Genomic DNA, 25,233 nt, shown 5'->3' with positions numbered 1-25,233 from the left:
AGAACCTCCGGTTGCTGGAACAGCTGCCGGGGGTTTTTCTGTGTTCATACGCGTGAAAAGAAGGAGGCAAAGAAAATGAAAGGCAGACCTTTACTGGTATTTACCGTCTGCTGGTTATGCGGTAGCGGGATGGCATGTGCGTTATCAGGCTGGTCCCTGTTCATAGGAATGATTGGCGCTCTCGTTTGTCTGCCGTTGTTGCTACGAATGATTGATATACGCGGTTGGCCCATCTTGTTACTGATCGTAGCACTCATCGGCGGTGCTGTGCACTGGGAATGGAATGATACGCGGAATCGGAGCAGTCTGCCCGAGATCACACATACGGCTGCAGAGGATTTGGATGGTTATGCAGCTACATTTGAAGGAACCCTGATGTCGGATGTACGCATAGATGGGGATCGGGCCGATTTTGAAATGCAGATTACCTCCATGCTCCCGCAATCCGATATAACATCGGCATCAGCGTCAGAAGCGCGAACTGAGCCTAACTTGAGAGAACGTCTGATGGTCCAAGTCCGTCTGGCTGAGGAAGAAGAACAGCAGGTAGCAGCAGGCTGGAAGCGAGGGGATACGATAACGTTGACGGGTTCGCTTGCGCTTCCCGGCGAAGCCAGAAACTTTGGCGGATTTGACTATCAAAATTACTTAAGGACTCTTCATATCCATTGGTTGTTTAAAGTGAAGGGTGCCAACTCGGTAACGAACATTGCGCCTGAAGGGCTGGGGAAATTCAATATTCTTCGGTGGAATGACGTGGTCAGACATAAGCTCGGCTTAGCTGTAGAACAGTTATTCCCCGAACCTCATGCTGGCTACATGAAAGGTCTGATTATCGGGATGTCTAAAGATATCGATCCAGATACATATGGTCAGTTTTCACAACTTGGTTTAACTCATATCTTGGCGATCTCCGGAACACATGTTGCAGTGTATGTGGCATCGCTGCTGCTCCTTTTATCCTGGCTTAGGTTAACCCGGGAAACATCGCTCACCATTGTGTTGCTGCTAATACCAGCATACGTACTGTTGTCCGGGGGTTCACCGTCGGTCATTCGTGCGGGAATTATGTCGATGATTGGTTTGTATATGGCGCGGCGTGGGCTTGCCAGGGATGGCTTGCAGATGATCAGTGCAGCAGCGTTGTTGATGATGTGGTGGAACCCTTATTTTTTATTAAGTGTGAGCTTCCAGCTATCCTTTCTGGTAACAGCCGGACTGATGATCTATATGCCGCTGATTAATCGACTATTTAGCAGTTGGCCCAAAGGACTTGCAGCAACAGCTTCCGTGACGGTAACGGCACAGCTGATTTCTTTTCCGGTAACGATTCTGTATTTCAACCAGTTTTCACTGCTGTCATTTGTTGCAAACTTCCTGCTAGTCTCCTTGATTAGCGCGATTGTGCTTCCGCTTGGAACGGTTGCCCTGATTTTATCGCTTCTTTGGATGCCTCTTGCTAAACCGTTGGCGTGGACTGCTATTTTGCTGAACAAAATGACCTTTGCAAGTATGGAGTGGATGAACAGCTTGCCGGGCTTTGTGCTGATCTGGGCTACACCTTCGTTGCTGTGGATTGCAGCATATTATGCTGTTCTCTATGCGCTTTTGCGTACCCTTCATCGCGGCTCAGGTGAACAGCCTATTGCCCAGGGCACAGAAGAGGACACGGCTCCTCTGGTTCATCGGCATGCTGGAGGATCGTCCAGAGCAGCTCTGGGTCTATCTGCGTTGTCTAACGCATCATCACCATCACAAGGATTAAATAAAGGTGGACGTGAAGCTAATCATGGTTCAATGACCACATTAAGTGCAAGCATTGCGTGGCCGGAATATAGCAGTGCATTTGCTGCGCGTGGAGCGGGTTTTTACTCTGGTGAACGGATGAACTTCTTCCACAAATGGATGTGTGCCCTGTTGGCCATTAGCTTTGTAGCGGGACTATGGTGGGCATACCAGACGCCCCAGCCTGCGGGTGCGGGAGTGGTGCAATTTTTGGATATTGGACAAGGCGACAGCACACTAATTACAACTCCCGGAGGTAAACATATTTTGGTCGATGGCGGGGGCACGGTCCAGTTTGGAAAGTCCGAACAATCCTGGAAGACACGGCGTGATCCATATGAAGTAGGGGTCAAGGTGGTAGTTCCTTTATTGAAAAAACGGGGCATTCATCGGCTGGACGCCGTAATCGTAACCCATGCTGATCAGGATCATGCCGGGGGATTACAGGCGGTGCTCGAACAAATTCCGGTGGAACGATTCATGTTCAATGGGACAACCAGCGGTACAGCCAATTTTGAGAAATTGCTGGATACAGTTATCGAGAAGAAGATTCCGTTATATGCCATTCGCCAAGGGATGTCCTACGCGCCGGATGAAGAGACCAGATTACATTTTATATATCCGGATCTGGAGAAAACGATGGATACAGGAGAAAGATTGCCCGTTTCGGAACATCAGAATCATGACTCGGTTGTCTTTATGCTGGACATGGCAGGCGCCTACCTATTGTTCACAGGAGATATGGATGCTGCAGCCGAGCAGGATCTGCTCTATATGATTCAGGATGGATCGCTCGCAGCCTCATTTGGACAGCAGGGTGCAAATGCTGCATTAGCAGATGTTTCTGTTCAGGAGATGTTTACACGTCAGGCGGGGGAGAATCATGAGGATGCTCCGGTCACCATTGATGTGTTAAAAGTTGCACATCACGGGAGCAAAACTTCTTCTACCGAAGCTTGGTTACAGTACTGGAATGCATCGGCTTCCGTGATATCTGTAGGAGCCAACAATACATATGGACATCCCAATTCTGGAGTGCTTGAACGTCTTGTGGATTCGGGTACAGACATCTATCGTACAGACCAGATGGGGGAGATTCAGATGAGGATTAAAGATGGGGAGATTGATGTGCGCTATAAACTAGAGGGTGGATGACGTTACCTTTATGACTAGATAGATAATTCATCTTAAGTAATGAGTTACCTTTTCTTACTTCTTATAGTAGAGGAAGATCTACAACGAATGGTTGGAACGCTAATAATCCCTTAGGGGAGCTGACTAATTGAATTATTTTCTTGCCTTCAAAATGCCTACTGTTAAGCTAATTATCGTAACACTGAATATGTTTAGTATATAATCGATTTCATTCCATGTTTTATGCTGTATCCCAATATTAAATACAATTATTAACAAATTATAGAGAACAAATAATCCTAAAAAGTATTTTAAAAAGATTTTTAATTTCATTTAATCTGCCACATTTCTATTTAAAGTGTGTTACAGGACTAACTCTCTTCAACTTTGGTTGTTGTATCCAAGGACAGGATTTACCACTAAGTGTATATATTTTCTATTTTATATTATTATTTGAATTGAATTGTATTCGCTTTGTTAATTTAATGTAAGTTATGGTATTACAGTTTCAATAACAAGTTGGTAATCACATTTGCACGTAGAATAATATAACAAAAGCCCGCTATCCGTTATACTCCTCGGGGAGAATACCGGAAAGAGGGCCATTTTTTAAACATTTGGGAATAATGTAAGAATTATTCAACGCCATCTTTGAAATGTTTGCTCCAATGTTTGTCGCCTTTGTGCAACAGATCTTCCACCGTTTTCTCAAGCGTCAGCAAGAGCTGTGCTCGTACATCAAGCACGGTTTCTCTGTACAAGCGTTCTTCCGTTCCGACGATTTTGTCGCCGTATAATGCTTGTGCAGCGGTGTACTTCCGATGTTCCTCAACCAGAGTATCAATAGACTGCAATGCATGTTCCACAAAATGGGATATGCTTTGATATTCTTTGGGCATTTGTTCTTTTAACGCTTGAATTTTTGCAAGAGCTGGCATGCTCATCACCTCGTGTTATGAATGTAAATTTACAATACACTGTTTTCATGAAAATTACATTAAAATGAGCTTAAATTTGTACAAAATTTGAACTTTTTTATTTTCAATGCTATAAGTGTTGTTAGCTATAATGTATGCCATTGTGATTAAATTGAGTCGTGTAAGTACTGGAATGACTTTTGAGCTGGCTTGATGACTCGTTATGCAATTTCTGTTATTCTAAGAGAAGATTTCAGCGGCCCCAATACATAAGCCGTTATTTTGTTATGGCAATATAAAAATATACTTAACTTTGCAACAATTTTATTGATGGTCACGTCTGTAAGGTTGCAGGGAGAGGGGGATCCTTTGTGGTAGAGCCGGAACTCATCAGAGCCGCTCAATCGGGCGATCGCGACGCTCTAATTACCCTATTGCGGGACATTGAACAGCATGTTTATCGGACCGCATATTACATTCTAAATAATGAACAGGACGCTTTGGATGCTGCTCAGGAAGCGTTGATCCGAATTTACACCAAGATTAACTCATATGAGGAAAAGGCCCAGTTTAAGACATGGGTACAGCGCATCGTCACGAATATCTGTATTGATAAATTCAGAAGAACCAAGCCTTCCGTCTCCATTGACGAGCATGATATGGTTTTTCAGGACAATCAGGACGTGGAATTCGAAGTGATGTCCACGTATGTGGCAAAGGATATACAGGATGCTATTAATAAGCTACCTGAGCATCACCGTACCGTTATTGTTCTAAGATATTTGCAGGACTTATCCTATAACGAAATTGCGGATTGCCTCGATCTTCCGTTGAATACGGTTAAATCTTATTTATTTAGAGCCAGACAACAATTACAGAATCTACTACAGGAGTATCAGAAAGGTGGTGTGACAGGATGAAATGCGAAGAGGTGGTGGAATGGATGCACCGGTATCTGGATCATGATCTGGGCGAGGCCGAAACCGCGCAGATGCTACAGCATGTAGCCCAATGCGCGGAGTGCGCCGAAAATTTTAGTTTGCTCAGAGCTCTCTCCAGAGAACTGGAAGATTTGCCGCAGGTAACCCCGAGATTCAGTCTGGTTGACGCCATTATGCCGCAATTGGATGCAATCGACGAAGCGAAAAGAGAACAAAGCAGTACTATACAGGAAATGAGTCCTGTCCCTGCTGCATTTGAGAATTTACAGCGTTCAAGTGAGCGGAAACCGAAGCAAAAATGGTTGAATTCCATGGCTGGTCGGATGTCCTTGGGTGCAGCAGCAGCAGCTGTTGTTCTCGGTATAGCAATCTTTGGATATCAGCCAGAGAAGATAGAGAATGCCGAAGTGATGATGAGCACTGGAAGTAATCAAGAAGGCGGAAATACCGATCAAAATCCAGTGAGCAGAGAGATTAACAACGATGAACCATCCGCTGCATCGAGTGATAGCAGTTCATTAATTGAAGATTTTAACCAGCCATTTGTTGAAGATAAAAAACTTCAAGAGACTGCTCCTGAGGAAGATGGCTCCGAGAAGGCACAGGAACCTGTAATAAAGGAAAATCCAACGCCTAAACAGCCAGCTTCCGGGTCCGAAACGAACAAGAGTACTGATACGAAGGGCACTCCTTCCAGTTCCGATTCTGCTGATAGTACGAAAAGTGTAAATCAGCAAAAAAATGAGGATACAGGAACTGCTACCGCACCACCAGCAGGCACTGATGGAAACGGAGCAACGGAGCCTGAAACTGGGGACGCACAATCATTCACTTCTCAGGATATGCCCGACATTAAGGTAGAAGAGCCAACGGAGAGTACGACGACTCCTGATTCCGAGACGGGCATGGATGCAGCGGGAGGCAACAAAGGATTCGCTGCCACAGATTCGGGTGCCCTTTCCAATACAACTCCAAAAGAATGGAAGTCACCAGATGGCTCCTATCTGGTCATGCTGCTCGACGATCAGATCAGCATCTACTCTAAATCTGCCAATGACCCGGATGTGCTTAATTTGGTCGAGCAGCGAAATGTGGGTGGTACGCTAAAATCTGCGAGTTGGTCCACGGATAGTACCGTATTCAATTATGAGACGGATAAAGATGGGACAACAGTGAAGAAATCATTTAATGTTTCCACTGCTTCGAGTGGAACTTCTGCCAAATAGGCGGTAAATCACACATTTGGACTCCAGACTTGCCGAACATTTCTGTTGCATTGAGAATATACTGGGAGTAACAACAACGTCCTATCTCAGTTACAACAACTGACGTCGTATGACCGCTATACCAGCCTTTTCTAGAATTGTTGGTGTTAGCGTTTATATAGATGTAGGACAGGGGGCCTTCATCCGTTAAGCGGATGTAAGGTCCCTTTGTTGTCTGTCACGTTTTCTGGTAGGATAAGAGGATAAGGGGGCACCGTGATGGATGTAAAGAGTGCGACAAAGGCAATACGTAGTGGGGAAACGGCTCCGGTATATGTGCTGTACGGAACGGAGAAATACCAGATACAGCAATTTACGGATATGTTAAAAGAACAGGTTATTGAAGAAGAACACCGTGATTTTGCAATCATTCCATATGATCTCTCCGAAACAGCTGTGGAGGTGGTCATTGAAGAAGCGGAGACGGTTCCTTTTCTTGTTCCACGTAAACTTATCATTGTTCGCGATGCCAATTTGTTTACAGCGGGCAAGGATTCTAAAATTGATCACCAGGTTGACAGACTGCTTACATATATGGACAATCCGGCAGATTATAGTACTATAGTTTTCCTGGCACAAGGGGATAAGCTGGATGAACGTAAAAAACTGGTGAAGGCAGCCAAGAAACAAGCGGTTGTCCTTGCATTTGCTCCGCTGAGCGGTGAGGAGCTGCTGAGTTGGATTATAAAGCTGGCGAAGCAACGGGATGTTTCTTTTGAAGCTGGAGCGGCTGAAACGCTTGTGAGTTATGCAGGAACAGGCCTGCAGACGTTATCTGCGGAAGTGGACAAGTTGTGTTTGTTCGCTGGTAACGGAGGCACGATCAAACGCGCAGATATCGAATCACTGGTGGCACGAAGTACGGAGCAGAATGTATTCGCAATGGTGGAAGAGCTTGCTAACTTGAGGCTGGAGAAGGCTTTGGGCCTTTTTTATGAGCTTCTGAAGCAGCGTGAAGAACCAATCAAAATTGCAGCGTTGATCGCCCGTCAATTCCGAATCATGATCCAGGTGAAAGAGTTAGGTCAGCAGAGTTACTCTCAACAGCAGATTGCCAGCCAGCTTGGTCTGCATCCGTACGCTGTGAAGATCGCCGGCGAGCAGGCACGTAAATTTCAGGCGGAACGTTTAAGGCTGATTTTGAGTCATCTCAGTGAACTGGATTATCAGATGAAGACAGGGGCAGTGGATAAAGTGTTGGGATTGGAGTTGTTCTTGTTAAGGCTTGGTGCATAAACATAGATATAACGGTAAGACAAAGCGGCCTCTATTCCGTTGATCGTATGATCATCCGAATAGAGGCCGCTCTGTATGTGGGAAGCTTATAGAATCAGATACTAAAAAATCCTGAAAGCTCTTGCTGTTCAGGATTTTTCCATTAGATCGTATAAGTAACGCTTCTTACGCTTGTGCGGAAAGAGCGTTCAGTTTTTTCGCCAAGCGAGACTTTTTGCGGGCTGCAGCATTTTTATGAACCAGACCTTTAGTTACAGCCTTGTCCAGCTTTTTGGAAGCAGCTTGAATCGCAGCTTTTGCAGTATCAACTTCGTTACTTACCAGAGCAGCATCAGCAGCTTTAACAGCTGTACGGAGTGCAGATTTCTGGGAAGCGTTGAGTGCGCGGCGCTTGTCGCTCGTTTTTACGCGTTTAACAGCGGATTTGATGTTTGGCATTACATTCACCTCCTGTAAGGCATTTGCATGAATACAAACGTTTCACAACTTAAAATATTCTAGCATGCTGGCATGCAAATTGCAACAGATTTTCCTATGATGTTCGATAGTGCTGCATAAAGCACACCATTTTCCCACACAATATGCTCAAATGCGGTAAGGGAGGCAGGGACAGATGACACTGGATTTGCAAAATTATGCAGTTCGCACCGACTTGGCGATTGACTCCAAGGAAATGGCGCAGGGTGGGCAGAAGCAGACGATTCCCGGGCTACGGGAAGATGTGGAAAAGAAAGATGGTATCACTATCACGCGTATTGACGTGCTGGATGAAGCAGCTGCTACAGCCATTGGACGTGTGAAGGGGCACTACGTCACATTGGAGGTCCCTTCGCTTCGTAATGGGGATACCGATCTTCAGGAACGGGTGGCTGCAGAATTTACGCGAGAGATGGAAGATTTTTTGGCAAAGGCAGGCATCAACAAGACCTCCAAGGTGCTGATTGTCGGTTTGGGCAACCTGAACGTCACACCCGATTCACTGGGTCCGCTGGTTGTGGAGAATTTAATGGTTACGCGCCAGTATTTTGAACTGGTACCGGATCAGGTTGCACCCGGTTATCGTGAAGTCAGTGCTATTGCGCCGGGCGTATTGGGCACAACAGGTATTGAATCCAGTGACATCGTGCAAGCGATTGTGGACCGGACGAAGCCGGATGCAATTATTGCGATTGATGCACTGGCCTCACGCTCCCTGGAACGTGTCAATACAACGATTCAGGTCGCAGACATCGGCATCCATCCTGGCTCGGGCATTGGCAACAAGCGACGTGGATTGACACGTGAAATATTGGGTGTTCCCTGCATCGCCATCGGTGTGCCTACCGTATGTTATGCGTCCACTATCGTGAATAACGTCATTGAAATGATGCGTACTCATTTTAGACAAGAGACCGATCAGACGAAACAGATCATGGGCATGCTGGACGATATCGGTGAAAATGACCGCCTCAGTTTAGTAAAAGAAGTATTGGAGCCGCTGGGTCATGATCTGATTGTAACCCCCAAGGAAATCGACGAATTTGTCGAAGATATTGCCAATATTATTGCAACAGGTCTGAACGCAGCTCTCCATGATGCGGTAAATGCTGAGAATGTAGCTGCCTACACTCATTAATTGAAATTTGTAAGTTAAATGTTTGAGGCTCCTGAGAAGAAGGTCCGAATCTATCGGACTTTCTTTTTTGTGCAATCTTCTTTTTCCTGTTCTATCAAATCTGGCAGGCTCATAGAGTTGAAGTATAAGCGTTGTCCAGCAGGGAAGGAGACAGAAGCAATGAACAAAATATTGGCATGGAATATTGGTAAATGGAAAAAAAGATGTTTGCACGTGCTGGCCATGGGCCGTACGTTGTTGTTGCTTATGATTATATCGGCTTTGTTTTTTGTAGTCCTCGGTCTGGGAGGTATGGCAGAGAAGCGTTTGAATAACTCGCCAGTCTCTTCTATGAAAGGATTTGCGGGAGCTGTATCAAGCAGCTTTTTTGTGGACATGCTCGGCATGGAGATGCCGCATCTAACTCAAAAGGAACAAGCTTCTGCATTTTCTGGTGAAAATCTCACTTCGTTTGTATTTCAACTGCTAACGAATGTGAACCCCCAGGATCCCAAAAGCCTGATTGCTAGGGAAATGCCAGGCATGGGTTCCAATCAACCTGTACTGCTTCGACCAGGGTCAGGTAACGCCAAGGCTGAAGCCCCAGAAGATTATCAGCCGGGTCCGGGACTCATTGATACCGCCTCCGCAGGCGGTGGAAAGTCAGGTGGCGAGCAGCATGTTCCGCCGGGTCAGGATAATACCGATCCATCCAATCCCCAGGAACCGGGGGATGGCGAAGTCAAGGGAGATCCACCACCGCAGAGTGGCGGGAAGAATGAACCTAGTACACCAACGACAGGGAAAAAAGCGGTCCTTGTCTATCATTCCCACCCACGTGAAGGATACAACCCACTTTTGGGCACGAAAAGTGACAATCCTTCCTCTGGTAAATCTACGGGCAATGTTTTTCAAGTGGGAACCTACTTGTCCGACAGTCTGGAGAAGCTGGGCATTGGCGTGGAACACGCGCAGGAAGATTACCCGACCAAGGTTAAGGATTATAACTGGAATTATTCCTATAAATACTCCCGACAGACCGTGAAAGCTGCACTTGCTCAAAATGACGATCTTACGTACCTCATCGACATTCACCGTGACTCACAGCGTCATAACAAAACAACGACGACCATTAATAATCTGGGCTATGCCAAAGTATATTTTATTATTGGACATGAAAATCCAAACTGGCAGCAGAATGAAGCCTTTGCAGCGAAAATCCATAAAAAGCTGGAAGCCAAATATCCAGGGGTATCTCGCGGCGTGTGGGGTAAGGACGGTGGCGGAGCCAACAATGGCGAGTACAACCAGACGCTTTCACCCAACAGCATATTGATTGAGATTGGCGGCATCGACAATACAGCTGCTGAACTGGAGCGGACATCCAAAGTGCTCGCCGACATGATTGCAGAGGTGTACTGGGATGATCAGAAGGTGGACAAAGCGAGTGCGGAAAAAACATCTCAAGGCGGCTAGTATTCTTAAATAGAAGAATCAAAGATATAACAGGAGGCGAGGAATGTGTCCAGATTCGGTAAAAGATTGTTTTCCATCTGTGTATTAATGTTGCTGGGTGTTCTGTTTGGAATGCAGCTGGCAGGCAGCAACTTTAATAGAGGCGATGATTCGGCCGGCAACCCTGCAGTTGTGAAAACTCAGCCGGTGTCACCGTCTGCCGAATCTGTTCCGACCGAGCCTGTACAACAGGAGGTCAAAGAACCTCCAGCTGTACCTGTTCCGACACCGAGTCAGGTGCTTGGCGCAGAACAGAGTAAAGCACCCGTGGACGTGCTTGCCGACAAAACGGCAGGACTTCTTCAAAATCTGTCTCATAACGGAATGAAGTGGGTTGTATCCTTATTTAGCGGAGTCGCTGAATAAAAGACGTTGAAATACAGGCAAAATAAACCCTTGGGAGCTTGCGAATATGACGCATATTATAAAGTTGAGACAACGCGGGATTGATGCACCCTGCATCAACTGTTATAATGAAGTGATTGACACTAGGCTGTTTCTGGGGGTAAGGAATGACTGACATTCGGGCAAGACAACGTAAAATTCGTAACTTTTCTATTATTGCACATATAGATCACGGCAAATCAACACTTGCGGACCGGATCTTGGAGTACACAGGTGCGCTCACTTCACGTGAAATGCAGGAACAAGTTCTGGATAAGATGGACCTTGAACGCGAACGTGGAATAACGATCAAGCTACAAGCAGTAGCACTGACTTACAAAGCAGATGACGGTGAAGAGTATTTATTGAATCTGATTGATACACCGGGACACGTAGACTTCACGTATGAAGTCTCACGTAGTCTTGCTGCATGTGAAGGTGCTCTGCTGGTTGTGGATGCGGCTCAGGGAATTGAAGCCCAAACACTTGCCAACGTGTATCTGGCATTGGATAACAACCTTGAAATTTTACCGGTTATCAACAAAATTGACCTTCCAAGTGCTGATCCTGAACGGGTGAAACAGGAAGTGGAAGATGTCATTGGCTTGGATACAAGCAATGCAGTTCTGGCTTCGGCCAAAGCAGGAATCGGAATTAAAGAGATTCTGGAGCAAGTTGTACAGAGTGTACCGGCACCTCAAGGTGATCCTGACGAGCCTTTGAAAGCGCTGATTTTTGACTCGCACTATGACCCTTACAAAGGTGTAATCGTCTATGTGCGTGTGATCGATGGCATGATCAAATCGGGTTCCAAAATCAAAATGATGGCAACAGGTAAATCGTTTGAAGTGATTGAAGTTGGAGCGTTCAAACCTCGCATGACCATCGTGGACGAGCTGAACGTCGGGGACGTTGGATTTATCGTTGCAGGTATCCGGCATGTAGGCGATACACAAGTCGGGGATACGGTAACAGACGCCAAAAATCCAACGCTTGAACCGCTGGCGGGCTACCGCAAAATTAATCCAATGGTATACTGCGGTCTCTATCCGATTGAAACATCGGACTATGTTGACCTGCGTGAAGCACTTGAGAAATTGCAGTTGAACGATGCGTCTCTGAGCTTTGAACCGGAAACATCCAGTGCACTCGGTTTTGGATTCCGTTGTGGATTTCTTGGACTGCTTCACATGGACGTTATCCAGGAGCGGATCGAGCGGGAGTTTAACATTCCGTTGATCACAACTGCACCAAGTGTAATCTATCATGTAACCTTAACGAATGGTGAAGTGATGAGAATCGACAACCCATCCAACTATCCTGAGGTGGGACGGATTGATTACGTCGAGGAACCATACGTCAAGGCAGATATTATCGTACCGAATGATTATGTAGGTACTATTATGGAGCTGTGTCAGAATAAACGCGGTGAATATGTGAATATGGAATATCTGGACACCACGCGGGTTACCATTACCTATGAGATTCCGTTGTCCGAGATTGTATATGACTTCTTCGACCAGTTGAAATCCGGTACCAAAGGATATGCATCCCTGGATTATGAACTGTCCGGTTACCGTCAGTCCAATCTGGCGAAAATGGATATTGTACTTAATGGCGAACAGGTTGATGCTCTGTCCTTCATCGTTCACCGTGACCGTGCCTATAACCGCGGACGCATTGTCTGTGAGAAGCTGCGCGAGCTGATTCCACGGCAGATGTTCGAGGTGCCGATCCAGGCATCTGTAGGTACCAAGGTTGTAGCTCGTGAAACGGTAAAAGCAATGCGCAAAAACGTACTTGCCAAGTGTTATGGCGGTGACATCTCGCGGAAACGGAAACTGCTTGAGAAGCAGAAGGAAGGTAAGAAGCGGATGAAGCAGGTCGGTAACGTAGAGGTGCCGCAGGAAGCGTTCATGGCGGTGCTGAAAATTGATGATTAATAATTCAATTTTGGGTACAACACAGAATGTGTGTATCAAAATTGAATTGTAAGACGTTTGGTTACAAACGCGGGTACAATACAGAATGTGTGTATTCAAATTAGATTACAGAATAACCAATAAACCAAGCTGAAAGGGAAGCCGGATGGCTTTCCTTTTTTCAAATAGAGGGGGACTTGCCATGACATTGGCAGCACACAGCCGGAAGACAGGTGCACCCCAAGCGGTGTATCTTCACATTCCCTTTTGCACAAATAAATGTTTCTACTGCGATTTTAACTCCTATGTATTGAAGGACCAGCCTGTTATGCAGTATCTTGAAGCGCTGGAACGGGAGATGGAACATACAGTTAAAGCGAATCCGCCGGGAGAAATCAAAACCATATTTGTAGGCGGCGGCACGCCGACTGCACTAAAACCGGACGAAATGGCCGTATTCCTGAAGTCCGTTAAAACCTATTTCCCGAACTGGGCAGACGATATCGAGTTTTCAATGGAAGCTAACCCGGGCACGACCGATGCAGAGAAGCTCGCAGTTATGAAAGAAGGCGGAGTGAACCGCGTCAGCTTTGGGGTACAGGCTTTTCAAAATGACCTGCTGACAGGCATTGGCCGGATTCATAATACAGATGATGTATACCGCAGTTTGGAAAATGCCCGAGCAGCTGGATTGCATAACTTGTCCATTGACCTGATGTTTGGTTTGCCAAACCAGACTGTCGAGATGCTGAACGAAAGTATCGACAAAGCGCTGGAACTGGATCTGCCGCATTACTCCATATACAGCCTGAAGGTGGAGGAGAATACTCTTTTCCATACGTTATATCAGAAGAACCAGCTGCCGCTTCCTCATGAAGATGACGAGTTGCAAATGTATCTTCTATTAATGAAGCGTATGAAAGAAGCAGGTTACGGACAATACGAGATCAGTAACTTTGCCAAACCCGGCTTCGAGAGCCGTCACAATATCACGTACTGGCGCAATGAAGACTATTACGGTCTGGGTGCAGGTGCACATGGATATGTAGGCCGCGAACGCCATATGAATATAAAAGGTATAAACCCGTATGTTGAAGCTTCCAAAGGAGGCCTGCCGCGTCTCGATCATTTTGAAATCAGCCGTGCCGAGGCCATGGAAGATTACCTGATGGTTGGGTTGAGAATGCTGGAGGGTGCTTCCTCCTCACGGTTTAGCGATCAGTTCGGCGAGCCTATGGAGGAAGTGTTTGCTAAGCCTTTGGGCAAAATGTTGAATGCAGGACTGCTGGAGAAGACGCCAGACGGCTTCCGGCTTAGTGAACAGGGCATCCTGTTCGGAAATGATGTTTTTGCTGAGTTTATCGGGTCCATATCGCTGAATTCGTAGCTTGAAATTCTATACGCTCTGTTGTATATTTATTCATATTGATTTTACAGAGCGTGTAATTTATACAACTACGAAGTCGGCTTTCCTCTGGAAAGCTTCTATAGGAGGAGAGCTGGATGTCGGCCATATGCAGAAAAGCCGTACCGGAAGATGTTGAACCATTATTTGAAATGATTAAGGGCTATGCAGAGCGTGGGATCATGCTTCCGCGTTCACGGGAAGTACTGCAACGGCAGCTGGATCACTTTGTCGTGGCTGAAGTGAATGGTGAGGTTGTGGGCTGTGGATCTCTCTGCCGTTTGGGCAATGATCTGGTTGAAGTCAGATCGCTCGGCATCTCCGAAGGTCACAAAGGCATGGGTATTGGTTCACTGCTGCTGGATCGGCTGGTAGAGGAAGCGGAGAAACAACAGATTCCCAAGGTCATGGCGTTGACATATGAAGTATCTTTTTTTCTCAAAAACGGTTTTGCCGTGGTGGATAAGGAGATTTTCCCGGAAAAAGTATGGACGGACTGTGTTCATTGCAGCAAACAGGATTGCTGTGATGAGATTGCCGTATTGAAAGAGTTGAACATTTCAGCCTGATAAACGAATGAACCGTATGGATTGAGCCGAGTAACACTCTATCTCACCTGCGGTTCTTTTTAATTCATGAGATGTACAGTAAAGTGGTTATGTCTTGGAGACATTGGTCTATACTATAAATAGATGAGCGTACTCATCAAACTGACTTGACAATGTTCACGTCATTTTGGTATTTTTGTATTACCGCTTAGCACTCATCTAGCTGGAGTGCTAACGACATGGGACAGTGCAGTCAGAAGGAGGGAATACTCACCATGTTAACAGAGCGTCAACGAATGATTCTGAACGCTATAGTGGATGACTATATCCGTTCAGCTGAGCCCGTAGGGTCCCGGAGCATTTCCAAAAGGGGAGATGTTGGATACAGTCCGGCGACGATCCGTAATGAAATGGCGGACCTTGAAGATATGGGGTTTCTGGAACAACCGCATACCTCTGCTGGACGCATTCCTTCGCACAAAGGCTATCGATATTATGTCGATCATTTGGTTCCGTGGAATCAGGTGGAGCCGCAAGAGCTGGACGATCTAAAGTCATTCTTTGCGGAAAAGCTGAACGTGATGGAACAAGTGATTCAGCATGCCTCGGTCATTTTGTCTCATATGACGAACTATACTTCGATCCTGCTCGGACCGGAAGTTTTTCACACGTCACTTCGTCATTTTCAACTGCTTCCGCTTAATGAAAGCGAGGCTGTGGCCATAATCGTAACGAACACGGGTCAGGTGGAGAACAAGACCGTTCAGATTCCACCCGAAATTTCGGTAGCGGAGATGGAAAATGTAGTTCGTTTATTAAACAGCAAGCTGGTCGGCGTGCCGATTTACAAATTAAAGTCTCGTCTCTACACCGAGCTTGGGCAAGAGATGGAACGGCATATTACACGTTATGAGGAAGTCATGCAGGTGCTGAACAGCGCCTTTGACAACGAGCATGACAATCGTCTGTTCCTTAGCGGTGCCACCAATATGTTGACCCAGCCAGAGTTTAAGGATATCGAAAAAGTAAAAGATATTCTGGACTTGCTAGATGAAACACCAACACTCATGAAATTGATGATGCCCGTGCAGGGTGGATCTGGTATTCAGGTGCGAATAGGCACCGAGAATGATCATGAAGCCTTCGCCAATTGCAGCCTGATAACGGCATCCTATTCATTGGATGGAGAGGCTTTGGGCTCCATCGGAATATTGGGACCTACGCGAATGGATTACGCACGTGTCATTCATATTTTAAATACATTATCCCGTGATTTGACGGCAATGCTAACACATCGCTTCAAATAAGGGAATGAATCATTTCATTCTTATAAGGAGGTGAACATCTTGAAAGAGGAGCAATCATTCGCAGCAGAAGAACAGGAAGCAACTACAGCAGCTGAGCAGGAGCCTGTCAACGAAGCCGGAGCTGCAGAAGCACAGGCGGAAGAGATGACAGATCAGGAGCAAGATGAGATCGCACATTTGAAGGCGGAAGCTGAGGAACAACAACAACGTTTTGTTCGTGCGCAAGCTGATTTTGATAACTTCCGTCGTCGTACACAAAAGGAAAAAGAAGAACTGGCGAAATACGCTTCGATGAAGCTGGTTACCGAACTGGTGCCGGTCATTGATAACTTCGAGCGTGCCATGGCTACTGTACCGGAAGGTACTGAAGTCGAGTCCTTCTCCAAAGGCATCGAAATGATCTTCCGTCAGCTGGAGACAGTACTGAGCAATGAAGGTCTGACGTCAATGGATACGGTAGGACAACCGTTTAATCCCGAATTCCACCAAGCAATCATGTCCGTGGAGAGCGACGAGTATGAAGAAGGTACCGTTGTTGAGGAAGTCCAAAAAGGCTATATGCTGAAGGATAAAGTACTTCGTCCGGCTATGGTTAAAGTTAGCTCATAATTTCTGTTACAGAATGAATTGAGTTCACTCTTGATTGTACGATGCCACCGAAGTTTAATATAAAGGTCAGTACACACATAGAGCACGATTAGGAACAACAAATACAAATAAGGATCAATCTGATCCATTTAAATTGTCGAGGGAGGAAATTTTCCGATGAGCAAAGTAATCGGTATTGACTTAGGAACAACAAACTCATGCGTAGCGGTTATGGAAGGCGGCGAGGCTGTCGTTATTCCAAATCCGGAAGGCGCACGTACAACCCCATCCGTAGTGGGTTTCAAAAAAGATGGAGAACGCGTTGTCGGTGAAACGGCTAAACGTCAAGCAATCACAAATCCGGATCGTACAATTATCTCGATCAAACGTCATATGGGTACATCCCACAAAGAAACAATCGATAGCAAAGATTACTCTCCACAAGAGATCTCTGCAATCATCCTGCAAAAACTGAAATCCGATGCTGAAGCATATCTGGGTCAAACCGTAACTCAAGCGGTTATCACGGTACCAGCTTACTTCAATGACAGCCAGCGTCAAGCAACCAAAGATGCAGGTAAAATCGCAGGTCTGGAAGTTCTGCGTATCGTCAACGAGCCAACAGCAGCAGCTTTGGCATACGGTATGGAGAAATCCGAAGACCAAACGATTCTCGTATATGACTTGGGTGGCGGTACGTTCGACGTATCCATCCTTGAACTGGGTGACGGCTTCTTCGAAGTTAAAGCGACCAGCGGTGATAACCAACTGGGTGGCGATGACTTTGACCAAGTAATCATTGATTATCTCGTAAGTGAATTCAAAAAAGATCAAGGCATTGACTTGAGCAAAGATAAAGCAGCGGTTCAACGTTTGAAAGATGCAGCGGAAAAAGCGAAAAAAGAACTTTCCGGCGTATTGACTACAACGATTTCCCTGCCGTTCATCACGGTAGCTGATGGCGTTCCTCAACATTTGGAGTTGAACCTGAGCCGTGCGAAATTCGAAGAAATCTCTGCTGGTCTGGTTGAGCGTACGCTTGAACCAACTCGTCGTGCACTGAGCGATGCTGGAATGACAGCTAATGATATCGACAAAATCGTATTGGTTGGTGGCTCCACACGTATTCCTGCAGTACAGGAAGCAATCAAAAAACTGACAGGTAAAGAGCCTCATAAAGGCGTTAACCCGGATGAAGTTGTAGCTTTGGGTGCTGCTGTACAAGCGGGCGTACTGACAGGTGACGTGAAAGACGTTGTATTGCTTGACGTAACTCCATTGTCCCTGGGTATTGAAACTGCGGGTGGCGTATTCACTAAGATGATCGAGCGTAACACAACGATCCCTACAAGCAAATCCCAAGTGTTCTCCACTTACGCAGACAACCAACCGAGCGTTGAGATTCACGTTCTGCAAGGGGAGCGCGAAATGGCAGCGGGTAACAAATCCCTCGGTCGCTTCATGCTGGGAGACATTCCACCAGCTCCACGTGGCGTTCCGCAAATCGAAGTTAGCTTCGATATTGATGCCAATGGTATCGTTAACGTATCTGCAACAGACAAAGGTACAAACAAAACTCAAAAAATCACCATCACTTCTTCCAGCGGTCTGAGCGATGCTGAAGTTGAACAAATGATGAAAGATGCTGAGTTGCATGCAGAAGAAGACAAAAAACGCAAAGAACTCGTTGAAGCGAAAAACAGCGCAGATCAACTGATCTACTCTGTTGACAAAACGATCAAAGATCTTGGCGAAAAAGCAGATGCTGGTGAAGTTGAAAAAGCGAATGCTGCAAAAGAAAAACTGCAAGGCGTTCTGGCTTCCGACAATCTGGAAGACATCAAAGCTGCTACAGAAGAACTGACAGAGATCGTTCAACAACTGTCCGTAAAACTGTATGAGCAAGCACAAGCTCAAGAGCAAGCAGCTCAAGGCGCTGAAGAGCAACAAGGTTCTGCAAAACGTGACAACGTCGTAGACGCTGATTACGAAGTTGTGGATGAAGATAAAAAACAAAACTAATTCACGTTTTTTGGTGAATTAATCATCGGTGACGTTCGGATCGAGGGGAAAGTCATAGCCGGGGCTCCCGTGCTTTGGCTTTCCTTTTGTCACGATGTGCGATATGGTGAATGATATGGGGGTGGAAGAGTGGCTGAAAAACGTGATTATTATGAGGTACTCGGCGTCAGCAAAAATGCCAGCGACGAGGATATCAAAAAGGCATACCGCAAGCTTGCCCGTCAGTATCACCCTGACGTAAACAAGGCTGCTGACGCGGAAGCCAAGTTTAAGGAAGTTAAAGAAGCTTATGATGTAGTCAGTGACGGCCAGAAACGGGCACAGTATGACCAATACGGTCATATTGATCCGAATCAGGGCGGCTTCGGCGGCGGTGGCGATTTTGGCGGCGGCGGCTTTGGCGACATCTTCGATATGTTCTTTGGCGGCGGCGGTGGACGACGTGATCCGAATGCTCCGCAACGGGGGAACGATCTGCAATACACCATGACGATTGAGTTCAAGGAAGCGGTATTCGGTAAGGAAACCGATATTACCATTCCACGCACCGAAGGCTGTGATACTTGTCATGGTTCAGGTGCAAAACCAGGCACCAAACCGGAAACCTGTTCCGTCTGCCAAGGTAGCGGTCAACAGGAAGTAGTCCAAAATACACCGTTTGGCCGTATGGTCAACCGTCGCGCTTGTTCGAACTGTAACGGTTCCGGACAAATTATTAAGGAAAAATGTACAACGTGCAGCGGCAGCGGTAAAGTACGCAAACAACGCAAAATTCATGTTCGCATTCCAGCGGGTGTAGATGACGGCGCTCAATTGCGTATGACTGGTGAAGGAGAAGGTGGTCTGCGCGGTGGACCAGCAGGAGATCTGTATATTGTCATCCGTGTGAAATCACATGACTTCTTCGAGCGTGAAGGCGATGATATCTATTGCGAAATTCCACTCACCTTTGCTCAGGCAGCACTGGGAGATGAGATTGAAATTCCAACGCTGTCCGAGAAAGTGAAGCTGAAAGTACCTGCCGGTACACAAACGGGAACGTATTTCCGTCTCAAAGGCAAAGGCGTACCACGCTTGCGCGGCATGGGACAAGGGGATCAGCATGTGAAAGTCGTTGTAGTTACGCCTAGCAAGCTGAATGACGAGCAGAAAGATCTGCTACGCCAAATCGCTGCGCTGGATGGAGAACAAACTCATGAGCATGAGCAATCCTTCTTTGACCGGGTGAAACGGGCCTTCCGTGGAGACTGAGTCTTAATCATTAATATAAAAGGACACCACAGCGGTTTTTTCCGCAAGGTGTCCTTTTTTGCATAATATAGGCCCGGTTGCGGAAAGATACCAGACATGAGCATTCAGTGGTTTGCTGTGTGCCGAATCTAGGGAAGCAGGTGAACCAGATGACCGAGAAAAATATTTTGGCTTATTTTCATAGCCCGGAGCAGGCGGAAGGGGCGGCCAAAAAACTGGAGGCATTACGAGTGGAAGACCTGTCCATCAATCGATTCAGTCGTTATGCGGGCGTTGGGCCAAGTGGAGCATCCTATACGCCAGGTGTATCAGGCAGTTTTTCTTCCTGGGTACCAGGTGCTCTAGGCACGAATGCCAGCGCGGGAATTATGGCTGCAGCAGATCCTTCTGCGAGTGGTATGAGCGATGGCGGACAAGAGGGTCCGACAGGCAGAGATGTATTGCTGACCGTCGTCGTAGATGAGGCCGTACATCACCGCGCCCTATCCATTATCGAACAAGCCGGCGGTATGATTTAGTTTCACCAAATCTATATAAGATGGACAGAGAATTACACTTTAACGGAGGGTGTAGAACCAATCTGAAGAAGCGAAGCGTTCGCCTGAAAGCTTTCGTAAGAAAGCTACTTCGGAAGCATATGCTATCACCGGATTTCTCCCTTTAAGAAGGGAGATGAAGAAATCTGGGGATAACAGCGATCGGAGGATGGTACTACAATCGGAGTGGTACAGTGTAACAAGTATTAGTTCATTTTATATAGATACCTAATTTGAAGGAGGAGCATAACGATGGCAGAACATGAACGTCCAGGCAAGATTTTGACGAAAACGGAAAAGATGAAACGAATGCAGTCCGCCAAAAATGAGGATGTAGAATTCAGTGCGGAAGCTGCGGATCATGAAGATGTAGAGGCTTTGCGCCGCAGTGAAGCAGCCGATCGTCGTCAGGGTCGGGAGATTCATGACTGAAGATCGCTCTGTAGTAATTATCGAAGCGGTATTTACGAGCTGGTCCGAGGCTGAATCTGCACGCAGAGCGCTGGAATTGCTGCACCCGAACCAACTGAGTATCGAGAGTCTGAATGGCTCGTCGTCTTCAATGAATTCAGGAGCGCCTGAGGGCAACGATAACTCGACCATGGCTGTGATTGGGGGATTCAGTGGTGAGCTGAATGTACTTTCGCTCATTAGCGATGAGACCGAGTTGTTGTCGGGTGGACAGGTGTATGACGATACGGAAGCTGGCTCTGAAGGCAGGTCCAAGCAAGAAATCTTGCTGACCGTATCCGTATCCAGTGACTCTCTCCCGCAAGCTGCAGAGATGATTATGCAGAACGGTGGACGCTTTTATTAACAAGTTAATCAAGTCATGTCAGAATTAAAACAGGGTATTCGAGCAGTGAAGGCTGCGGGTATCCTGTTTTTGTTGTTTCTTTTACTGCTGCGGTTTTGTACTCCTGCTCGCTTGTGTAGTACAATGGTGGGGATGTTTGAAAAATGAGGAGGAAAAACGAAGTATGTTATGGCATGAACTAACAATACATACCACAGAAGAAGCTGTGGAGATGATTTCGAATTTTTTACATGAAGCGGGTGCTGGAGGGGTCTCGATTGAAGAGTCCGGTACTTTAAATAAAAAACGGGATACGACGTATGGCGAGTTGTACGAGTTTCCTTTGAATGATATTCCTGAAGGCTTTGCCGTCATTAAAGGATATTTCTCCGAAGGTACGGACATGGAGGCATTGCAACTGGAAGTAAGTCCACGAATTGAACAGCTTTCCGAATTCGATATCCAAACGGGTGAGGTACGTTTTGAGACTCGAACAGTGGATGAAAATGACTGGGCGAATGCCTGGAAACAATACTTCAAACCGGTACGTGTCTCGGAACGTCTGACCATTAAACCAACATGGGAAGAGTATACACCGGAAAGCCCGAATGAGAAAATAATTGAGCTTGATCCAGGCATGGCATTTGGTACGGGAACGCATCCAACCACTTCGCTATGTCTGCGCACACTGGAATCGGTCATTCAGGGTGGTGAGGAAGTCATTGACGTAGGCACAGGCTCTGGCATTTTGGCCATCGGAGCGATCCACCTTGGTGCAAAACATGTATTGGCGCTGGACCTCGATCCTGTTGCCGTAATCAGTGCCAAGGAAAATGTGGAACTGAATGGGTTGGAACAACAAATTACCGTTAAAGAAAGTGATCTACTGTCGGTTCTGGGTAGTCAGGACCCTGCGCTGGGCGTGAAGCTTCCGGTGAAAGTTATCGTTGCCAATATTTTGGCCGAGGTTATTATGATGTTTGTGGATGATGTCTACAATGCACTTGAGTCAGGCGGCGTTTATATTACTTCAGGCATCTGGAAAAATAAAGAACAGATTGTCCATGATGCGCTCGTTGCTTCCGGCTTCGAAATCAGTTCGGTGCACCGCGATGAGGACTGGATCGCGTTTGTGGCCAGAAAGAGGTAACCGATGGATTTGAACTCGTTCTTTCGTTATCCGCTGGATCAACTGCCGTTTTTCCTGCTGACCATCCTGATTGCTTTTACCGTGCATGAATTCTCTCATGCGTATTTTGCCAACAAATTTGGTGATCCGACGGCTAAGCTTCTAGGTCGGGTCACACTGAATCCGGTCGTACACTTTGACTTGTTCGGTGTACTGCTGCTCGTTATTGCCGGTTTCGGTTGGGCCCGTCCGGTTCCGGTCAATCGGGCCAATTTTGACAAACCAAGACTAATGGGCGTCATAGTATCCGTTGCTGGGCCTGTAAGCAATTTGCTGCTGGCGATCATCGGTACGATCATCTATGCTTCGTTGGTTGGTTCGGGAGCACTGGGTAGCATTGAAAATGAGCGTTTGCTTACAGCAATTTCCATGTTTTTCTCCATATTTAACCTAACGAACTTTTTCCTGTTTCTCTTTAACCTGATTCCGTTGCCTCCATTGGACGGATATCGAATTCTGGAGGATATTCTGCCGCCTTCGATCAGCCGGAAGCTGCAAGGGGTAGAGCAATGGTCCATATTTATTTTCCTTTTGATCCTTGTCATTCCTCCATTGCAAAATGCGACGATTCAACCTTTATATCAATTTGCCCAGAATATGTATGTAGATCTGGCAAGGTTAATCATCGGTTTATATCGTTAGAAACGTATAGTGTATGGGACTGAAATACTGGTCAGAAGCACATAAAAGTTGTATGATCATCTGTGGCGATTGGATTCACGCCTGCCTTTAGCGGGGTGAATTCCAGTCATAACAGGATAGAATGGGTGGACAGACTTATGCAGCGTTATTTTGTATCTGCAGAACAGTTTAATGAACATTCCGTGGTCATCACGGGTGATGATGCGCGCCATATCGGCAAAGTGATGCGTGGTAAACCTGGAGATAAACTGATTGTCAGTGATGGAAACTCCAAAGAAGCTTTGGTGGAGATTGAAAGCATCGAGGCTCAGCAAGTAACAGCGAATATTGTGGAACCTCTCGAAATGGACCATGAAGCGCGTATACGTGTAACTGTGGCTCAAAGCTTGCCCAAAGGCGATAAGATGGAGACGGTCATCCAAAGATGTACAGAAATCGGAGCAGTTTCCTTTGTTCCTTTCCTGTCTGAGCGTACCATTGTACAATATGATGCCAAGAAAGAAGGCAAACGGTTGGAGCGGTGGCGGAAAATCGCCAAGGAAGCCGCTGAACAGAGCCATCGGAACCGCATTCCATCCGTCGAGCAGCCACTTTCCTGGAAAGGGCTGCTATCTTCTTTTGAGGGCTACAGTCTGGTATGTTATTGTTATGAAAAGGAAAACGGCAAGCAGTTAAGAGACGCATTGAAGCCGTTTGTAGAGCAGCTTGCACCTGGTGCGAGTGCTGAAGTGTTGATTGTTGTTGGACCTGAGGGCGGATTTTCCGAGAAAGAAACGATGGAAGCCGATCAGGCGGGTGCTGTATCCGTTGGACTGGGCAAACGCATCTTGCGGGCCGAGACGGCCGGAATGGCGGCGCTAACTTGTGTCTTATATGAATCCGGAGAAATGGGGGGAATGTAATTATGCCATCCGTGGCGTTTTACACCTTAGGCTGCAAAGTTAATTTTTATGATACAGAGGCGATTTGGCAATTGTTCAAAAACGAAGGATACGATCAGGTAGACTTTGACGAACAGACAGCGGATGTATACTTGATTAATACTTGTACAGTAACCAATACCGGCGACAAAAAGAGCCGCCAGATTATCCGTCGTGCCATTCGGCGCAACCCGGATGCGATTGTAGCCGTTACAGGCTGTTATGCGCAAACTTCTCCGGCAGAAATTCTGGACATCCCTGGGGTGGATCTTGTCATCGGTACACAGGATCGGGACAAAATCTTGCCATATGTCAAAGAAATTCAGGAATCACGTCAGCCTGTCAACGCGGTACGCAACATTATGAAAACGCGGGTATTTGAAGAGATGGATGTACCGGATTTTGCTGATCGTACCCGTGCTTTCCTGAAAATTCAGGATGGCTGCAATAACTTCTGCACATTCTGCATTATTCCGTGGTCGCGTGGACTGTCCCGCAGCCGGGAAGCAAACAGCATTATCCAACAGGCTCATCAACTCGTACACGCCGGATACAAGGAAATTGTCCTGACAGGCATTCATACCGGTGGATACGGCGATGACATGGAGAACTATGATCTGACGGATCTGTTATGGGATTTGGACAAAGTGGAAGGCCTGGAGCGTATTCGAATCAGCTCGATTGAAGCGAGCCAGATTGACGATCGGATGCTGGATGTGATCAAACGTTCAGACAAACTTGTACGTCACTTCCACATTCCGCTGCAAGCGGGCGATGATATCGTACTGAAACGCATGCGCCGTAAATATACGACCGAAGAGTTTTACAATAAAATGCTTCGCATTCGGGAAGCGATGCCGGATGTAGCGATTACAACTGACGTTATTGTTGGGTTCCCGGGTGAGACGGATGAGATGTTCCTTAACGGCTATAATCTGATGAAGAAAATCGGTTTTTCCGAAATGCACGTATTCCCATATTCCAAGCGGACTGGAACGCCAGCAGCACGTATGGAGGATCAGGTGGATGAGGAAGTCAAAAATGCACGCGTGCATGAACTGATTGATCTGTCTGAGCAAATGCAACTGGCATACGCCAAGCAGTTTGTGGGGAAGGTACTGGATGTCATTCCTGAAGGTGAAGCCAAGGGCCGTGAGGGCAGTGGTAAACTGCATGGCTACAGTGACAACTACATTCAGCTGGTCTTTGATGGTTCCATGGATATGGTTGGCAAAGTGTGCCGTGTCAAAGTGACCGAGGCGGGTGTGAATGAAAGCCAGGCTACGCTGGTTCGTGTGTTGGAGGAAAATCTCAAGTCCGCAGCGATGTAATCGAG

At 46.6% G+C, this 25,233-nt stretch carries 23 protein-coding genes; 21 read left to right on the top strand and 2 right to left on the bottom strand.

What is annotated here, in order from left to right; genetic code table 11:
- Window positions 1-75: 75 nt before the first annotated feature.
- Entirely contained in the window at window positions 76-2,940 is a 2,865-nt protein-coding gene (locus Q0V21_RS05990; RefSeq protein ID WP_301878048.1) for a ComEC/Rec2 family competence protein, read from the top strand.
- Between the two features lie 614 nt (window positions 2,941-3,554).
- Here Q0V21_RS05990 and Q0V21_RS05985 read toward each other — a convergent pair.
- Entirely contained in the window at window positions 3,555-3,857 is a 303-nt protein-coding gene (locus tag Q0V21_RS05985; protein ID WP_024628508.1) for a hypothetical protein, read from the bottom strand.
- A gap of 350 nt (window positions 3,858-4,207) precedes the next feature.
- Here Q0V21_RS05985 and Q0V21_RS05980 point away from each other — a divergent pair, with 350 nt between their 5' ends.
- From Q0V21_RS05980 to holA, 3 genes are all read left to right on the top strand, one after another.
- Complete coding sequence (locus Q0V21_RS05980; RefSeq protein WP_024628507.1) at window positions 4,208-4,756, top strand: RNA polymerase sigma factor; 549 nt, start codon at window positions 4,208-4,210, stop codon at window positions 4,754-4,756.
- Complete coding sequence (locus tag Q0V21_RS05975; protein WP_301878047.1) at window positions 4,753-6,003, top strand: anti-sigma factor family protein; 1,251 nt, start codon at window positions 4,753-4,755, stop codon at window positions 6,001-6,003. The genes Q0V21_RS05980 and Q0V21_RS05975 overlap by 4 nt, the downstream gene beginning before the upstream one ends.
- A gap of 258 nt (window positions 6,004-6,261) precedes the next feature.
- Window positions 6,262-7,278 carry a DNA polymerase III subunit delta gene (gene holA / locus Q0V21_RS05970; RefSeq protein WP_301878046.1) on the top strand — a complete coding sequence of 339 codons (1,017 nt, stop codon included), beginning with the start codon at window positions 6,262-6,264 and terminating at the stop codon, window positions 7,276-7,278.
- A gap of 165 nt (window positions 7,279-7,443) precedes the next feature.
- On the opposite strand, the gene rpsT is transcribed toward holA, so the two are convergent.
- A complete protein-coding gene (rpsT, locus tag Q0V21_RS05965; protein WP_024628504.1) occupies window positions 7,444-7,716 on the bottom strand; it encodes a 30S ribosomal protein S20 in 273 nt (90 codons plus the stop codon).
- A 175-nt stretch (window positions 7,717-7,891) separates the two neighbouring features.
- Between rpsT and gpr the strand changes: the two genes are divergently transcribed.
- From gpr to mtaB, 17 genes are all read left to right on the top strand, one after another.
- On the top strand, window positions 7,892-8,893 hold the full coding sequence (gene gpr, locus Q0V21_RS05960) for a GPR endopeptidase (RefSeq protein ID WP_079349674.1): 1,002 nt from the start codon (window positions 7,892-7,894) through the stop codon (window positions 8,891-8,893).
- A gap of 159 nt (window positions 8,894-9,052) precedes the next feature.
- Window positions 9,053-10,348 (top strand): stage II sporulation protein P, encoded by a 1,296-nt coding sequence (locus tag Q0V21_RS05955; protein ID WP_301878045.1) that lies wholly within the window; start codon window positions 9,053-9,055, stop codon window positions 10,346-10,348.
- A gap of 45 nt (window positions 10,349-10,393) precedes the next feature.
- Window positions 10,394-10,753 (top strand): hypothetical protein, encoded by a 360-nt coding sequence (locus Q0V21_RS05950; protein ID WP_024628501.1) that lies wholly within the window; start codon window positions 10,394-10,396, stop codon window positions 10,751-10,753.
- A gap of 146 nt (window positions 10,754-10,899) precedes the next feature.
- Window positions 10,900-12,714, top strand: a complete 1,815-nt coding sequence (gene lepA / locus Q0V21_RS05945; protein ID WP_301878044.1) for a translation elongation factor 4 — start codon at window positions 10,900-10,902, stop codon at window positions 12,712-12,714.
- 181 nt (window positions 12,715-12,895) lie between these two features.
- Window positions 12,896-14,080, top strand: coding sequence for a radical SAM family heme chaperone HemW (gene hemW / locus Q0V21_RS05940; protein WP_024628499.1), 1,185 nt, complete (start codon window positions 12,896-12,898; stop codon window positions 14,078-14,080).
- Between the two features lie 116 nt (window positions 14,081-14,196).
- Window positions 14,197-14,667, top strand: coding sequence for an N-acetyltransferase (locus Q0V21_RS05935; RefSeq protein WP_094937945.1), 471 nt, complete (start codon window positions 14,197-14,199; stop codon window positions 14,665-14,667).
- A 254-nt stretch (window positions 14,668-14,921) separates the two neighbouring features.
- A complete protein-coding gene (gene hrcA / locus Q0V21_RS05930; protein ID WP_062328691.1) occupies window positions 14,922-15,953 on the top strand; it encodes a heat-inducible transcriptional repressor HrcA in 1,032 nt (343 codons plus the stop codon).
- A gap of 39 nt (window positions 15,954-15,992) precedes the next feature.
- A complete protein-coding gene (gene grpE / locus Q0V21_RS05925) occupies window positions 15,993-16,562 on the top strand; it encodes a nucleotide exchange factor GrpE (RefSeq protein WP_301878043.1) in 570 nt (189 codons plus the stop codon).
- Between the two features lie 156 nt (window positions 16,563-16,718).
- Window positions 16,719-18,563 carry a molecular chaperone DnaK gene (gene dnaK / locus Q0V21_RS05920; RefSeq protein WP_079349668.1) on the top strand — a complete coding sequence of 615 codons (1,845 nt, stop codon included), beginning with the start codon at window positions 16,719-16,721 and terminating at the stop codon, window positions 18,561-18,563.
- A gap of 129 nt (window positions 18,564-18,692) precedes the next feature.
- Complete coding sequence (gene dnaJ / locus Q0V21_RS05915; protein ID WP_024628494.1) at window positions 18,693-19,814, top strand: molecular chaperone DnaJ; 1,122 nt, start codon at window positions 18,693-18,695, stop codon at window positions 19,812-19,814.
- 149 nt (window positions 19,815-19,963) lie between these two features.
- The gene (locus Q0V21_RS05910) at window positions 19,964-20,332 is read left to right on the top strand and encodes a hypothetical protein (protein ID WP_063567301.1); all 369 of its coding nucleotides are present in this window, start codon (window positions 19,964-19,966) and stop codon (window positions 20,330-20,332) included.
- A gap of 270 nt (window positions 20,333-20,602) precedes the next feature.
- Window positions 20,603-20,782 (top strand): YfhD family protein, encoded by a 180-nt coding sequence (locus Q0V21_RS05905; RefSeq protein ID WP_079349667.1) that lies wholly within the window; start codon window positions 20,603-20,605, stop codon window positions 20,780-20,782.
- Entirely contained in the window at window positions 20,775-21,167 is a 393-nt protein-coding gene (locus Q0V21_RS05900; protein ID WP_301878041.1) for a hypothetical protein, read from the top strand. Before Q0V21_RS05905 ends, Q0V21_RS05900 begins: the two co-directional genes overlap by 8 nt.
- Window positions 21,168-21,330: 163 nt before the next feature.
- Entirely contained in the window at window positions 21,331-22,296 is a 966-nt protein-coding gene (gene prmA / locus Q0V21_RS05895; RefSeq protein ID WP_301878040.1) for a 50S ribosomal protein L11 methyltransferase, read from the top strand.
- Window positions 22,297-22,299: 3 nt separating this feature from the next.
- Entirely contained in the window at window positions 22,300-22,977 is a 678-nt protein-coding gene (locus Q0V21_RS05890; RefSeq protein ID WP_024628489.1) for a site-2 protease family protein, read from the top strand.
- A 137-nt stretch (window positions 22,978-23,114) separates the two neighbouring features.
- Window positions 23,115-23,879 (top strand): 16S rRNA (uracil(1498)-N(3))-methyltransferase, encoded by a 765-nt coding sequence (locus tag Q0V21_RS05885; protein WP_024628488.1) that lies wholly within the window; start codon window positions 23,115-23,117, stop codon window positions 23,877-23,879.
- A gap of 2 nt (window positions 23,880-23,881) precedes the next feature.
- Complete coding sequence (gene mtaB / locus Q0V21_RS05880) at window positions 23,882-25,228, top strand: tRNA (N(6)-L-threonylcarbamoyladenosine(37)-C(2))-methylthiotransferase MtaB (RefSeq protein WP_301878039.1); 1,347 nt, start codon at window positions 23,882-23,884, stop codon at window positions 25,226-25,228.
- The last annotated feature ends 5 nt before the right edge of the window (window positions 25,229-25,233 follow it).

Source organism: Paenibacillus sp. 11B (assembly GCF_030487755.1).
GTDB lineage: Bacteria > Bacillota > Bacilli > Paenibacillales > Paenibacillaceae > Paenibacillus > Paenibacillus vandeheii.
Note: the sequence above shows the minus strand (reverse complement) of the source record. Positions and strands in the feature narration are given on the sequence as shown.